We start from the raw sequence: 13,445 nt of genomic DNA, 5'->3' as shown, positions 1-13,445 counted from the left end.
GGCACCGCACTTACCATGCTAAAACCCATCCTGCTGGTCGAGGACAACCCTCGAGACCTGGAGCTGACGCTCCTGGCCCTGGAACGTAGCCAGTTGGCCAACGAAGTCATCGTGCTGCGTGACGGCGCAGATGCCCTGGATTACCTGTTGCGCCGCGAGGCCTACGCTGACCGCGACGACGGCAACCCTGCCGTGATCTTGCTCGACCTCAAGCTGCCGAAAGTCGATGGGCTGGAAGTACTCAAGGCGCTGCGTGCCTCCCCGGAGCTGCGCAGTATTCCGACCGTGATGCTGACTTCGTCCCGCGAAGAACCCGACCTGCTGCGCGCTTACGAACTGGGCGTCAACGCCTACGTGGTCAAACCCGTCGAGTTCAAGGAATTCGTTGCCGCCATTTCCGACCTGGGCATCTTTTGGGCAGTACTCAACGAGCCACCACCCGGCTCGTTGCGCTTGAACCGTCGCGGCAACTGAGGCCTGCACCACGATGCAGTCTACCCCGCTGAACCTACTGATGGTCGAAGACAGCTCGATGGACGCCGAGCTCACCCTGATGCGCCTCGAGCGTAGCGGGCTGCGCATCCAGTCTCACCTGGTCTTCGATCACAACGGCGTCGAGCATGCCCTTCGCGAAGGGCGCTATGACCTGATTCTGTGTGATTGCGTACTGCCGGGCTCATCGGGCACCGAAGTGCTTTCGATCGCCCAGCGCCTGGCCCCTGATGTGCCCTTCATTTTCCTCTCCGGTATCTACGGAGAGGAACATGCGGTAGAGATGATCCGCCTGGGCGCCACCGATTACGTGCTCAAGAAAAACCTGCCGCTGCTGCCCAAAGCCGTGCGCCGTGCTCTCACCGAGGTGCAGGAGCGCCAGCGCAGACGCCGTGCCGAGGAGGCCTTGGCTGAGGTAGAAGCCCGCGCGCGCATCGCTATCACCGCTGCGGGCATGGGGACCTGGGACTTGAGACCTCAGGAGGGGTTGCTGGCGTGGGATGAACGCTGCAAGGCGTTGTTTGGCCTGCCGCTGGACACCGAGATGAGCCTGGAGGTGTTCTACGCTGGCATCTATCCAGACGACGTCGAGATGGTTCGCAAAGCTGTCAACCTGGCCATGCTTCCGGACAGTGGCGGCAACTATCGCATGGAATTTCGCATCGTGCCGCCCGATGGCCAGGAGCCCCGGTGGGTGCTGAGCAGTGGCCAGAGCCAGTTCGTCGACGGCAAGTGCGTACGTTTTTCAGGCGTTCTTCAGGATGTTCACACCCAGCGCGTGGCCACTCAGGCATTGCGCCAACTCAATGAAATGCTCGGCGAGCGTGTCGAGCGACGTACCCGTGAGCGCGATCGTGCCTGGGAGCTCTCCCAGGACCTGCTGGCCGTGCTCAACCACGACTTGACACCGGTGGCGCTCAACCCGGCCTGGGAAGCCAGCCTGGGCCTTTCGCGGGAACGCCTGAGCCAGTCTTCGTTGCTGCACCTGTTGCCGGAGCCGGATCAGGAACTGCTGCTGACCGAACTGGCGTCGCTGGCCCATGGACGCACCAGTGCCCGTTTCGTGGGCCGGATTCTCCACGCAGGCGGCCAGCAGCGCTGGCTGTCATGGGTCGTGGTACCCGAAGACACCCTGCTCTACGTAGTCGCGCGGGACATTACCAGCGAACGTGAAACTGCAATGGGCTTGGCTGAAGCCAACGCCCGTCTGCGTGAACAAATCAGCGAGCGTGAGCGTATCGAGGCCGCCCTGCAACAGATGCAGCGTCTGGAGGCGGTGGGCCAGCTTACCGCGGGCGTGGCCCACGACTTTAACAACTTGCTGACCGTGATCCTGACCGGGGCGAGCTTTCTGGAGCGCGACCTGGTAAAGGCCGATGTCGAGAAGGCACGAACCCGGCTTACCCATATCAGGGAAGCGGGTGAACGCGGAGCCAAGCTGACCTCGCAGTTGCTGGCATTTTCCAGGCGCCAACGGCTCGAACCTGTGCCGCTGAACCTGAACCGCACGCTTGATGGCCTCGAAGAACTGCTACGCCGCACCCTGGGCGGCAATGTCTCCGTACGCCTGGATCTGGACAAATCGCTCTGGCAGGCGCTTACAGACCCGACCCAGACCGAGATGATCATCCTGAACCTTGCGATCAACGCCCGCGATGCCATGCCGGAGGGTGGGCAATTGACCTTGTCCACGCGCAACACGCGCATTGACGACTTGCCACGCCGCCCGGAAGATCCGGACCCCGGCGAGTACGTCATGATGAGCATTCGCGACACGGGGTGCGGCATGAGCGAAGAGGTACTGGCCAAGGTCTTTGAACCGTTCTTCACCACCAAGGATATCGGCAAGGGCTCTGGCCTGGGCCTGGCGCAGGTCTTCGGGTTTGCCAAGCAGTCGGGCGGCGGTGTGCGCATTGATACCGCACCGGGCAGCGGTACTGAAGTGGCCGTCTATTTGCCTGCGGTGAAGGACCAGGTCGCGAGCGAACCGGAACCGCTGCCATTGACCCATACCATCACCGAAAGCGGTTACAACCGTAACGTGCTGCTGGTGGATGACGACCATCTGGTGCGCGACATGCTGGGCGATGTCCTGCGCCAATATGGGTATCAGGTTCGCCAGGCACACAGTGGGGAGCAGGCACTGGCACTGCTGGACGATGATATCGACTTGCTTCTTACCGATTTCGCCATGCCTGAGTTCAATGGCGCTCAGCTGGCCATGGCGGCGAGAGAGCGCTACCCCAAGCTGCGCGTGGTGTTCCTGACGGGTTATGCAGAGCTCCAAGGGCTGGACCTGCCCGACAGCCTGGTCATTCAAAAGCCAGTACAAGCTGACGAACTCGCCAGGGCACTGAACGAGATGCTGGGTACAGCGACCTGACGCAGAGCACCATGGTCCGCCCCGCGCGGCTTTTGAGAGGAGGCGCATGACACGATGCGCCTCTCGATCAAAGGCCACCCGCCAAAAAATCCCGAATCGCAGAAACGACGAATTCAGCGCTGGTAGCCCATGCACTGAAAAAGAAATGTAGAAAAATGGCAGGGGCGGCTGGATTCGAACCAACGCATGGCAGGATCAAAACCTGCTGCCTTACCGCTTGGCGACGCCCCTGTTTCGGATGCAGCTGAAGCTGCTCTGAAGATTCCAAGTAACTGACAACGCGTTGTTGTCTTGGAATGCGCGGCACTTTATCAACAATGTTTGGGTTTGGGAAGCCCTCTGATAAAAAAATTACCAAAAAACAGCGAGTTAGTCTTCAGCAGCGGTTGAGCGCTACCGTTCGTCGCATTCCTGCCCCTTCTCGTCAACGCAATCGCAAACCTTCATTCCAATGGTTATCGCCACTGTCATGCCCCAAGGAGGATGCCATGCCCGTATCACACGATTTGTACCAAGACCTGCACTACCCTCGCGAAATCGTTCAGCAACGTCGCCAGACCGATAAGGACCTGGACCGTTTGCTCGACGAATACGTCGACATCGATAACCAGGTGCTGGCCGCCGAATCCATCTCGGCAGGCAATTTCGAGGACGACGACCTTCGTCGCCTCAAGGAGCGCCGGTTGGCCGTGAAATACATGATCGAGAGTCAGCTGCAACTCAAAGCATGAGCTGCCCGTAGGCTGTGACCTATCGCAGCAAGCGATCAGTCGATGTCACTTTCTCGATTGGTCACACAGCCCAGGCTGGTGCAAGATCCTCGCTACCGTCTGTTACAAGGAAACGAGCCATTGCCCGCCTGGTTACCTGCCCCGCTGCGCCACCTTGGCAAGCGCCTTCGTCATCGTGCAGTGGCGCCGAGCAACGATTTGGCTGCCGCCTTCGATGACAAGGCGCGTCGATGCGGCTTCACGCTTAGCGAGAGCCAACGTCAGGCCATCATCTGCCTGTCCCAGCAGGTTGAACGGCACAGGACGGGGCAAGCGACGGGCGTGTACCTATATGGCCCGGTCGGTCGGGGTAAAAGCTGGTTACTCGACAGCTTTTTTCAATGGGTGCCCAACCCATCGAAACTGCGCTGGCACTTCCACGACTTCTTTGCCCGCCTGCATCACGGCGTGCACCGCCACCAAGCGATGGGCAATGCCATTGGCATCACGCTCGACGAGTTGATCGGACAAAACGACATCCTGTGCTTCGACGAATTTCATGTGCATGATATTGGTGATGCCATGCTACTGACTCGATTGTTCGAGGCCCTGTTCGCACGGGGCACGTTGCTGGTGCTCACCAGCAACTACGCACCTGAGGGGCTGTTGCCCAATCCGCTTTACCATCAGCGGTTCCAGCCTGTGATCGACCTGATCAACCGTTGCATGGTCATCAGGGAAGTCGGCGGTGAAACGGATTTTCGAAGCCTGCCGGCCAACCGGGCGCTGCAACGTTTTACGCAGGGCCGTTATGTCTGGCCCGGGACCGGTGCGCAGCGCCAGTCCCTGCACATCCCCAAGGGCCAAGGTGATACCCTCATGGTCAACAACCGCCTGCTACGCGTGCAGGGCGCTGAAGGCGACCAGATCAGGTTCACCTTCGAAGACCTGTGCGAGCAGCCCACAGCCGTGATCGATTATCTGGCATTGGCTCGGCAATACTCGCACTGGATCATCGAGGGCCTGGACGGTTTGGAGGCGTGTTCGCTTGCTGCCCAGCAGCGTTTCGTCAACGTGGTGGACGTGCTCTACGACCAGGATCGGCAACTGACCCTCATTGGCTCGCGCCCGCTGGCGGAAAGTCTCGAGGGATCGCTGCCAGACCTGATGCGCACCCGCAGTCGCCTTGGCCAGCTACAGCAAATGGGCCCCGCAGGCGCCGAAGGCTGAGCAGGGTCGGATTTGCCTTCTCAGCTTGCCCGCGCAAGCCCTGACAGCACCGCTTCGATTTCTTGGAGCACTGCCGGATCGTCCACTGTAGAAGGCGGCGTGTACGCTTGGCCATCGGCGATCTTGCGCAGCACCGCGCGAAGAATCTTGCCAGATCGGGTCTTGGGCAGACGCTTGACCAATCGGACTTGATTGAAGCAGGCCAAGGCGCCAATCTCCTCGCGTACGCTGGCCACGAGATCGACCAGCAGCTGCGATTCAACGATGCCGGCGCCGTCCTTGAGCACCACCAATGCCAATGGCACCTGCCCTTTGATGTCATCGTGAACGCCGATCACTGCACACTCGGCGACAGCAGCATGACGCGCGACTAGATCCTCCATCTCACCTGTAGAAAGACGATGCCCGGAAACGTTGATCACATCGTCCGTGCGACCCATGATGTAGACGAACCCGTCTTCATCGAGATACCCGCCGTCACCTGTGTGATAGTAGCCAGGGTACGTGCTCAAGTAGGCCTGGACATAGCGCGAGTGATCGCCCCACAACGTCTGGCTGCAGCCTGGTGGCAACGGCAGGGCGATGACGATTGCGCCCTGGTGATTGGGGCCGGCCAGATGCCCTTCGTCATCCAGCACCTGCACGTGGTACCCAGGCACCGCACGATTGCTCGACCCTGCTCTTGCCGCGCTCCCCTCGAGCCCCACGCAGGGCGCAGTCACCGGCCAGCCGGTCTCGGTCTGCCACCAGTGATCATGCACCGGCTTGCCGCTTACCCGTTCCAGCCATTGATGGGTACTGGAATCGAGTTTTTCGCCTGCCAGGAACAACTGGCGCAGTGAACTCAGGTCATGCTTGCGCAGCAGTTCGGCGTCAGGGTCCTCCTTGCGGATGGCACGCATGGCTGTGGGCGCACAGAACAGCGCATTGACCTTGTACTGCTCCACTACGCGCCAGTAGGCAGAAGCATCCGGCGTGCGGATGGGCTTGCCTTCGTAGAAGACGCTCGTGCAGCCGCACATCAGCGGCCCATACACGATCAACGAGTGCCCCACCACCCAGCCCACGTCGGAGATACCCCACCAGACATCGCCTGGCTGCATGCCGTAGACGGTGCGCATGGCATAGTGCAGCGCAACGGCATTACCGCCATTCTCGCGAACGATGCCTTTGGGTTTACCGGTGGTTCCTGAGGTGTACATGATGTACAGCGGGTCTGCCGCATCCAACTCCACCGGCGCCACTGGCTGAGCATCGACGACGGCCTGAGCCCAATCCAGGTCTCGGCCTGCCTGCAACGGCGCTTGCGCATGGGGCCGTTGCCAGACCAACACGTTGCGCGGGCGGTGCTGGGCCAGTTCCAGAGCGCGATCGACCAACGGCTTGTACTCGATGACGCGCTCGAACTCCAGCCCACAGGAAGCGGTTAGCAGCAACACCGGGCGCGCATCATCGATACGCAATGCCAGCTCATTGGCCGCAAACCCGCCGAATACTACCGAGTGAACAGCACCGATGCGCGCGCAAGCCAACATGGCCATGGCGGCCTGGGGCACCATCGGCATGTAGATGATGACGCCATCGCCTTTTTGTACCCCAAGCTGGCGCAGCAGGCCGGCCAGTCGCGCGACTTCTTCGCGAAGCTGAAGGTAGGAGAGCGTCTGCTGGGTGCCGGTCACCGGGGAATCGTAAATCAGCGCCAACTGATCTCCCCGACCCTGCTCGATCTGGTGATCCAGAGCCAGGTAACAACTGTTCAATCGTGCGTCAGGAAACCACCGGTGAGTGCCATCGGCATTGTTCTCGAGAACCACGGTGGGTGCGCGGTACCACGCCACCGAGCGCGCCTGCTCTGCCCAGAAGGCGGCGGGGTCGGTAATGGATTGGGCGTAACTGTGCTGATAGCTCATGGTGAGTTGACCCGATGTTGTTGTTCTTGAAGGGCGAACGCTGAGTATGGATGCCCTGCACCCAGGCGCCAGGCGCGATATGGCCTAACTGACCTGCATTTTTGCAGCGTGGGCAAAAGCCATTCAATGCGGCGATAAACTCACTAGAATAGCGACCAGTTTTTACGGTGAGTACCTCAATGGACATCGATCAGGCCCGCACTTTTCTGGAGGTCGTGCGCAGTGGCAGCCTGGTGGCGGCTGCAGAGCGCCTGTGCGTGTCGCAGACAGCAGTCACTGCCAGGTTGCAGCGGCTCGAGCAGCAACTGGGCTGCACCCTGTTCACAAGAAGCCGGACTGGCGCCCGCCTGACCAGCCACGGCGAAGCCTTCGTCGGGTATGCCAACCAGCTGGTGCAGACTTGGGAGGCAGCACGACGCGACCTACCCCTGCCACCGGGCTATCAGCAGGTGCTGCACCTTGGCGGCGAGGTGAGCCTTGGCAACCCGATGATGCTCGACTGGGTCACTGCGCTGTACCAGGAGCTTCCTGGCCAGAGCATCCACAGCGAAGTGAGCGATGGCGAATCATTGCTGCGCAAGGTGGAGATGGGCGTACTTGACGCCGCGCTGGTGTACCAGCCGATCTACGGGCCGGGCTTGCAGGTGGAGCAGCTGATGGAAGAAAAGCTGGTGCGGATCCGGCGGGTCGAGCGGCCGGAGCCGTACATCTACATCGACTGGGGTGAGGCGTTCCGCCGGCAACATGACGCCGCCCTGCCCGACTGCGCCCGCGCCGCACTGCGCTTTAACCTGGGGCCGCTTGCCTTGCAGTTCATCCTCGACAAGGGCGGGAGCGGCTATTTTCGCACGCGAGTGGTGCAGGCTTACTTGGACAGTGGCGTCTTCGAGCGCGTACCCCACGCGCCGGAATTTACCTACCCCACTTTTCTGGTCTACGCCCGCGAGCGTGACAGCGACGCGTTGCAACAGGCCCTTGGCATCCTGCGCCGGCTTATCGCAGCCGAGGCCAGCGACTGGTCACAACGCTGGGATCCGACGCTCTGAGGCATTGGCGCTGCTGAGCAACTGGCGCTTGAGCCCGGCGATCAGGTCGGTCTGGGTGACCACCCCTACCAGCACGTCGCCGTCGAGCACCGGCAGGCAGTGCAGCCCCTGCTCGCACAGCAGCGGCAGCAGGCGCTCCAACGGGTGTTGGCTGCTGACACTGACGACCCGGCGGCTCATCACCTGCGCCATGCGCACGGGCTTGCGCCCGAACAGCCCCCGCCAGCTCAAACGCGCCTGCTGCATGGCCGGGCCTACCAGGTCGCTCAGGCTGACGATCCCCACCAATGCGCCGTCCTGCACCACCGGCAGGGTCTTGACATGATGGCTGTCGAGCAGCTTCCAGGCTTGCTGCAAGGTGGTGTCAGGGCTGACGAACTGTACGTCCTTCGACATCACCGACGCCGCCGTGATGCCCCCTAGGCTGCGCTGCAGGGCGTGCTGCTCGGTGGCGAGGATGATGCGCTCCAACTCGTCACGGGTTACGTCGACGAACTCGCCCAACTCTTCCAACGCCTGATCCAGGTCTTCACTGCGGATGCCGACGCGCTCACTTGGCAGCGGGTCGTGAGTGTGGTGCAAATCCTTACGCGGTGCAGCGCCTTTGGGGTAGCGCACACCGGTCAAGCGGTTATAGACGATGGCCACCGCGACGAGAATCAGCGCGTTGAGCAGTACCGGCTCCAGCAGATGGTCACCCAGGGCGGTCAGCCCTGGGTCGGCCAGAACCGCACTGACCGCCACTGCGCCACCGGGCGGGTGCAGGCAGCGCAGCAAGCACATCACCAGGATGGACAGACCCAGGGCGGCGGCAGCGACCCAAAGCCCGGGACCAAAACCGTCCCGCATTGCCAAGCCAACGATGCCGGCCAAGGCATAGCTGCCAAGCACTGGCCAAGGCTGTGCCAGGGGGCCTGAATGAACGGCGAACACCAGCACCGCCGAGGCTGCCAACGGCCCGAGCAGGTGCAAGGCGATATCCGGGCCATAAGCCAGGCTCGTGAGCCAGCCTGCCAGGAACAGGCCGACCAATGCGCCGACACCGGCACGCAGCCATTGGGTGGGAGGGATGTTCATGGGGGCAGGTAATAGCCACTGCAGAAGACGTTCGGTACGCGAGGCAGGCATGTCGTTTCGGGTTCTGTATAGGTCTGGACGAAAGAGGAACCGTAAGCCTTGGCCAGTGGTGCGCGGTATTGACAGTTGTCTTGGACGCCGACGAGCGAAGGCTACGAGGAGCGATTCTGCCGAGCGACGTCGATTTGGGCTAATTCAAAAAAATGTGGCAGTGGTGCATTTTTTTTGCAGTACAGCTGTTTGCCTGCTGGGAAGTGGGAACCGGGCCGCGCTGTGGGACTCAGCGCTGGTCACAGGCTACGGCGCGGCAATTGGATATTCACACGCAATCCGCCCATCGGGCTTTCTAGCAGTTGCAGCTGCCCACCCCAGGCCTGGACGATGTCACGCACGATGCCCAGCCCCAGACCGTGCCCATCGACTTCCTCGTCAAGGCGAGAACCCCGTTCGAGCACTTGCACACGTTGCTGATAGGGGATGCCAGGGCCGTCGTCGTCGACCCACAGCTGGTAATGGTCCTCGGAGGTTGCGATGCCCAGGTGCACCTCACTGTCCGCCCATTTGCAGGCGTTATCCAGCAGGTTGCCCAGCAGTTCCAGCATGTCTTCGCGATCCCAGGGCAGCAGCAGGCCAGATGGCACGGCATGGCTCAGCACCAGGCCCTCGCCATGGATCATGCCCAAGGTGCTCAGCAACCCTGGCAACTCCTCATCACAGGCAAATTGCGCACCTGGCAACGCATCGCCTGCCAGGCGTGCGCGGTTGAGCTCGCGGGCCAGGCGCTGCTCGATCTGCTGCAACTGCTCGCGCATCTGTGCACGCACCTCAGGCAAGCCCTGCAGGCGCTCGTTGGACGCCAGGCTAAGCAGTACCGCCAGAGGTGTTTTCAGGGCATGGCCCAGGTTGCCCAGTGCATTGCGCGAGCGTCGCAGGCTGTCTTCGGTATGGCTGAGCAAATGGTTGATCTGGCCAACCAACGGCACCAGCTCACTGGGTACTTGGGCATCGAGTTGGGAGCGCTGACCCTGCTGCAACTGGGCGATTTGCTGTCGAGCCCGCTCCAGTGGGCGCAGCGAGCGGGTGACGGTCATGCGCTGAAGCACCAGCACCAGGGCCAGCGCGACCAGGCCCATGCCCAGCCCAATTTGCTGAAGGCGCCGGAAGCCTTGGCGGACAGGCGAGTAATCTTGGGCGACACTGATGGATATATCCTGCCCCAGGCGCCGGTAATCAGCACGCAGCGTCAGCAACTCCTGCCCCTCAGGACCAAGCTCGTGCCGGTCCGACAGACCAGGGGCCGACGGTTTGGGCAGGTTCATGTCCCACAAGGAGCGTGAACGCCAAGTGCCTTGGGCAAAGTCGATGCGAAAGTAGTAGCCAGAAAACGGCCGCTGATAAGCCGCCGAGATGCGTTGCTCGTCGAGCTGCATGCCTGCAGGCCCGCGCACCAGTGCTACCAGCAGGTTCTCGCTTTCGTTGCGCAGGCCGTTTTCCAGGTAGCGTTGCAACCCGGCTTCGAACAGCCATAGCGTCAGCTGCGCCAGTACCACCCCGACTACCACCAGCACGGCAATCAGGCCCAGGCTGAGCCGCGCCTGGATCGACTTCACGCAGCGCTCCCGGCGTATAGGTAGCCCTGGCCGCGCCGTGTCTCGATCACCGTACGGCCAAGCTTGCGGCGCAAGTGGTTGACGTGAACCTCGAGCACGTTGGAGTCGCGCTCGGTCTCGCCATCGTAGAGGTGCTCAGCCAGGTGGCTTTTGGACAAGATCTGCTGGGGATGCAACATGAAATAGCGCAACAGGCGAAATTCTGCAGCCGTGAGCTGAATATCGACGCCCTCGCGACTCACGCATTGGCGACGCTCGTCCAGATGCAAGCCGGCAGCTTCGAGCTTTGGCTGGTTGGCAAGTCCACGCGCGCGGCGCAGCAGCGCCTGAATGCGTAATTGCAATTCTTCGGGGTGAAAAGGTTTGCTGAGGTAATCGTCGGCGCCGGTCTTCAGGCCTTCGATGCGCTCGGCCCAGGAACCACGTGCCGTCAGGATGAGTACGGGTGTCAGTAGACCGCCTGCACGCCACTGCGCCAGGACTTCGAGGCCAGGCAACCCTGGCAGACCAAGGTCCAGGATGATCAGGTCGTACGGTTCGCACTGGCCCTGATAGACCGCATCACGGCCATCGGCCAGCCAGTCGACGGCGTACCCCTGACGCTGCAGCGCCGTGGTGAGTTCGTCTGCCAACGGGACGTTATCCTCGACAAGCAACAAGCGCATTCAGTCATCTTCCTCATCTTTGAGCAGGGCGCCAGTAGCAGCATCGAGCTTGATTTCCCGTACTACGCCGTCAACCGTCAGCAACTCGACCTCGTACTCATAGCGGTCGTCGTCTTCTTCAAGCTCTGCCTCCAGCAAACGCGCGCCTGGGTGACGGGCCATGGCCGTCTCCAGCAGGTGTTCTAGCGGTAGAATCACGCCCTTCTGGCGCAAAGCCAGTGCCTCATCCTGGTCCAGGTCACGGGCAGCGGCCAGCGAGCACGCGGCCAGCAGGGCGAGGGCCAGATAGCGCGCTGCCCGTGGTGGTGGGTTCATCAGTTGTCTCGCTCATCCTTCAGCAGCTCACCGGTCTTGGCATCGAAGGCCACGTCCCACTCCACATTCTGGGGATCGCGCAGTTCGACCTTGTACACGTAGCGGCCGTATTCGTCTTCAAGTTCCGAGTCCTTGACGGTGGAACCCGGGTGCTTGGCAATCGCGGCCTTCTTGAGTTCATCCAGGGACTTGATGGTCTTGTCGTTGACCAGTTTGACCACTTCGTCAGGCTGCACATCCTTGGCGAATGCAGCAGTGGCACCCAACGACAGGGCAGCGGCGGTGAACAGTGCAGTCAAGGTTTTCATCGTTCGTTTCTCCATAATGCTGTACACGTTGTCTACGCAATCAACATTAACCAGCAGTCCTTAACTCAACCTGAAAACAGCTGGCCGCATGATAGCGCAGCCGGCAGACACCCGGACACGCCTCGAACTGCTGCATCACTCTATAATGCTGCGCCCGTCGCCGCAGAGGACCACCATGAGCGCCATACACGTCAAGTACCCCGCCCTTACCCTGAAGGCTGGCTATCGCGCCTTGCGCCAAATCAGAGAGCGCGGGCTGCAGGCTGTCGACGTCGGCGTGCTCCCAGGTGCAGCAGGGGGGCCGAAACCGTTGGGCATTCAGGGCCTGGACCTGGCGCTGTTCGGCCAGTTCCTGCCATCGGCCCCTCGCCCGCGCGCGCTGATCGGCGCATCGATTGGCGCCTGGCGCTTTGCAAGCGCCTGCCTTGACGACCCGGTTGCCGGGTTGCGGCGGCTAGGGGTGCTCTATACCGAGCAGGATTTTGCAAAAGGCGTCACCCCGGCCCAGATCACGCGCAGTTGCCAACGCATGCTCGATGACCTGTTGCAGGGTCGTGACGGCCAGGTGCTGGCGAACCCGGCGTACCGGTTGAACATCCTGGTCGTCAAAAGCCATGGCCAGCTCGCTCACGATCATCGCGGCCGACTGGGTATGGGCCTTGGCTCGGTGATCGCCAGCAACCTGCTGGGCAGATCTCGCCTGGCCCGACATTTCGAGCGCGTGATTCTGCACGACAGCCGCAGCCAGCCACCGCTTGATGCCCTGACGGATTTCCCGACGCGCTGCCTGCCGCTGGACCTGGCTAACCTGCGTCATGCCCTGCTTGCCTCGGGTTCGATCCCCATGGTCATGGAGGGAGTACGGGACATACCTGGAGCCGGCTCCGGTATGTACCGCGATGGCGGGCTGCTGGACTACCACCTTGACCTGCCCTACGGGGGCGATGACCTGGTGGTCTACCCGCACTTCACCGACAAGGTCGTCCCTGGCTGGTTCGACAAGGCCCTGCCGTGGCGCAAGGGCGATGCCAGGCGCCTGCAGAACGTACTGCTGCTGGCGCCCTCGCCGGCCTACCTGGCAACCCTGCCTCACGGGAAGCTGCCCGATCGAAACGACTTCAAGCGCTTCATGGGCGATGCACCGGCGCGCAAGCGCTACTGGTACAAGGCCATCGATGAAAGCCAACGCCTGGGCGATGAGTTTCTGGAATTGGTCGCCACCGGGCGGCTGCATGAACGACTGCAAGCCTTGTGATGGGCATGCTGGTAAACTGCGCGCATTATTGATTCAGACAGAGTTTGACTGCGTGGAAATCTTCAAAGAATTTACGTTCGAATCCGCCCACCGCCTTCCCCATGTGCCCGAAGGCCATAAATGCGGGCGTCTACATGGGCATTCGTTCAAGGTCGGCCTTCATCTGACGGGTCCACTCGATCCGCATACCGGCTGGATTCGCGACTTCGCCGAAATTAAGGCGGTGTTCAAACCTATCTACGAGCAGCTCGACCATAACTACCTGAACGACATCCCTGGCCTGGAAAACCCCACCAGCGAAGTCATCGCCAAATGGATCTGGGATCAGGTCAAACCGTTGCTGCCAGAACTGTCCAAGGTGCGTATCCACGAGACGTGCACCAGTGGTTGCGAATACAGCGGGGACTGAGCCCGTAGGCAGGCTCGTCAAGCGCTGACGCTCAC

Annotated in this window: 13 protein-coding genes and 1 tRNA gene; 7 read left to right on the top strand and 7 right to left on the bottom strand. The window is 61.5% G+C overall.

Annotated features, from left to right (window positions below; genetic code table 11):
- Nucleotides 1-15: 15 nt before the first annotated feature.
- Together B2S33_RS15225 and B2S33_RS15220 are read left to right on the top strand one after the other, a co-directional pair.
- Entirely contained in the window at nt 16-474 is a 459-nt protein-coding gene (locus B2S33_RS15225; RefSeq protein WP_027914629.1) for a response regulator, read from the top strand.
- A 13-nt stretch (nt 475-487) separates the two neighbouring features.
- Nucleotides 488-2,875, top strand: a complete 2,388-nt coding sequence (locus B2S33_RS15220) for a hybrid sensor histidine kinase/response regulator (protein ID WP_027914628.1) — start codon at nt 488-490, stop codon at nt 2,873-2,875.
- Nucleotides 2,876-3,031: 156 nt separating this feature from the next.
- Here the strand turns inward: B2S33_RS15220 and B2S33_RS15215 are convergent.
- Nucleotides 3,032-3,106: transfer RNA gene (locus B2S33_RS15215), tRNA-Gln, on the bottom strand.
- Nucleotides 3,107-3,363: 257 nt separating this feature from the next.
- On the opposite strand from B2S33_RS15215, the gene B2S33_RS15210 reads away from it, so the two are divergent.
- Both B2S33_RS15210 and zapE read left to right on the top strand, forming a co-directional pair.
- Nucleotides 3,364-3,606, top strand: a complete 243-nt coding sequence (locus B2S33_RS15210; protein ID WP_027914627.1) for a hypothetical protein — start codon at nt 3,364-3,366, stop codon at nt 3,604-3,606.
- Nucleotides 3,607-3,726: 120 nt separating this feature from the next.
- Entirely contained in the window at nt 3,727-4,815 is a 1,089-nt protein-coding gene (zapE, locus tag B2S33_RS15205; protein WP_196110617.1) for a cell division protein ZapE, read from the top strand.
- Between the two features lie 20 nt (nt 4,816-4,835).
- Here zapE and B2S33_RS15200 read toward each other — a convergent pair whose 3' ends face one another.
- Complete coding sequence (locus tag B2S33_RS15200; protein ID WP_027914625.1) at nt 4,836-6,725, bottom strand: propionyl-CoA synthetase; 1,890 nt, start codon at nt 6,723-6,725, stop codon at nt 4,836-4,838.
- A gap of 179 nt (nt 6,726-6,904) precedes the next feature.
- Between B2S33_RS15200 and B2S33_RS15195 the strand changes: the two genes are divergently transcribed.
- Nucleotides 6,905-7,771: a LysR family transcriptional regulator gene (locus B2S33_RS15195; RefSeq protein ID WP_028686945.1), complete on the top strand. Its 867-nt coding sequence runs from the start codon at nt 6,905-6,907 to the stop codon at nt 7,769-7,771.
- On the opposite strand, the gene B2S33_RS15190 is transcribed toward B2S33_RS15195, so the two are convergent.
- From B2S33_RS15190 to B2S33_RS15170, 5 genes are all read right to left on the bottom strand, one after another.
- Nucleotides 7,745-8,899: an HPP family protein gene (locus B2S33_RS15190; protein ID WP_027914623.1), complete on the bottom strand. Its 1,155-nt coding sequence runs from the start codon at nt 8,897-8,899 to the stop codon at nt 7,745-7,747. The two genes, B2S33_RS15195 and B2S33_RS15190, sit on opposite strands and share 27 nt — an antisense overlap.
- A 239-nt stretch (nt 8,900-9,138) precedes the next feature.
- A complete protein-coding gene (locus B2S33_RS15185; RefSeq protein WP_049696189.1) occupies nt 9,139-10,458 on the bottom strand; it encodes a sensor histidine kinase in 1,320 nt (439 codons plus the stop codon).
- Entirely contained in the window at nt 10,455-11,123 is a 669-nt protein-coding gene (locus tag B2S33_RS15180) for a response regulator transcription factor (RefSeq protein WP_027914621.1), read from the bottom strand. Before B2S33_RS15180 ends, B2S33_RS15185 begins: the two co-directional genes overlap by 4 nt.
- Nucleotides 11,124-11,438, bottom strand: coding sequence for a PepSY domain-containing protein (locus B2S33_RS15175; protein WP_027914620.1), 315 nt, complete (start codon nt 11,436-11,438; stop codon nt 11,124-11,126). It lies immediately after the preceding gene.
- On the bottom strand, nt 11,438-11,746 hold the full coding sequence (locus B2S33_RS15170; RefSeq protein WP_027914619.1) for a PepSY domain-containing protein: 309 nt from the start codon (nt 11,744-11,746) through the stop codon (nt 11,438-11,440). The genes B2S33_RS15175 and B2S33_RS15170 overlap by 1 nt, the downstream gene beginning before the upstream one ends.
- A gap of 175 nt (nt 11,747-11,921) precedes the next feature.
- Here B2S33_RS15170 and B2S33_RS15165 point away from each other — a divergent pair, with 175 nt between their 5' ends.
- Both B2S33_RS15165 and queD read left to right on the top strand, forming a co-directional pair.
- A complete protein-coding gene (locus B2S33_RS15165; protein WP_028686942.1) occupies nt 11,922-13,001 on the top strand; it encodes a patatin-like phospholipase family protein in 1,080 nt (359 codons plus the stop codon).
- Between the two features lie 52 nt (nt 13,002-13,053).
- Entirely contained in the window at nt 13,054-13,410 is a 357-nt protein-coding gene (queD, locus tag B2S33_RS15160) for a 6-carboxytetrahydropterin synthase QueD (protein ID WP_033695042.1), read from the top strand.
- Nucleotides 13,411-13,445 lie beyond the last annotated feature (35 nt).

Origin of the sequence: Pseudomonas sp. UBA5568 (assembly GCF_002425525.1) — a bacterium.
Taxonomy (GTDB): domain Bacteria; phylum Pseudomonadota; class Gammaproteobacteria; order Pseudomonadales; family Pseudomonadaceae; genus Aquipseudomonas; species Aquipseudomonas fulva.
The sequence above is the reverse complement of the archived record's forward strand: the minus strand, read 5'-3'. Positions and strand labels throughout refer to the sequence as shown.

Excerpts from the sequence above, each read along its gene's own strand:
- B2S33_RS15225 (WP_027914629.1), top strand. The coding sequence starts at position 16 with ATGCTAAAACCCATCCTGCTGGTCGAGGACAACCCTCGAGACCTGGAG.
- B2S33_RS15220 (WP_027914628.1), top strand. The coding sequence starts at position 488 with ATGCAGTCTACCCCGCTGAACCTACTGATGGTCGAAGACAGCTCGATG.
- B2S33_RS15210 (WP_027914627.1), top strand. The coding sequence starts at position 3,364 with ATGCCCGTATCACACGATTTGTACCAAGACCTGCACTACCCTCGCGAA.
- B2S33_RS15200 (WP_027914625.1), bottom strand. The coding sequence starts at position 6,725 with ATGAGCTATCAGCACAGTTACGCCCAATCCATTACCGACCCCGCCGCC.
- B2S33_RS15195 (WP_028686945.1), top strand. The coding sequence starts at position 6,905 with ATGGACATCGATCAGGCCCGCACTTTTCTGGAGGTCGTGCGCAGTGGC.
- B2S33_RS15190 (WP_027914623.1), bottom strand. The coding sequence starts at position 8,899 with ATGCCTGCCTCGCGTACCGAACGTCTTCTGCAGTGGCTATTACCTGCC.
- B2S33_RS15180 (WP_027914621.1), bottom strand. The coding sequence starts at position 11,123 with ATGCGCTTGTTGCTTGTCGAGGATAACGTCCCGTTGGCAGACGAACTC.
- B2S33_RS15175 (WP_027914620.1), bottom strand. The coding sequence starts at position 11,438 with ATGAACCCACCACCACGGGCAGCGCGCTATCTGGCCCTCGCCCTGCTG.
- B2S33_RS15170 (WP_027914619.1), bottom strand. The coding sequence starts at position 11,746 with ATGAAAACCTTGACTGCACTGTTCACCGCCGCTGCCCTGTCGTTGGGT.
- B2S33_RS15165 (WP_028686942.1), top strand. The coding sequence starts at position 11,922 with ATGAGCGCCATACACGTCAAGTACCCCGCCCTTACCCTGAAGGCTGGC.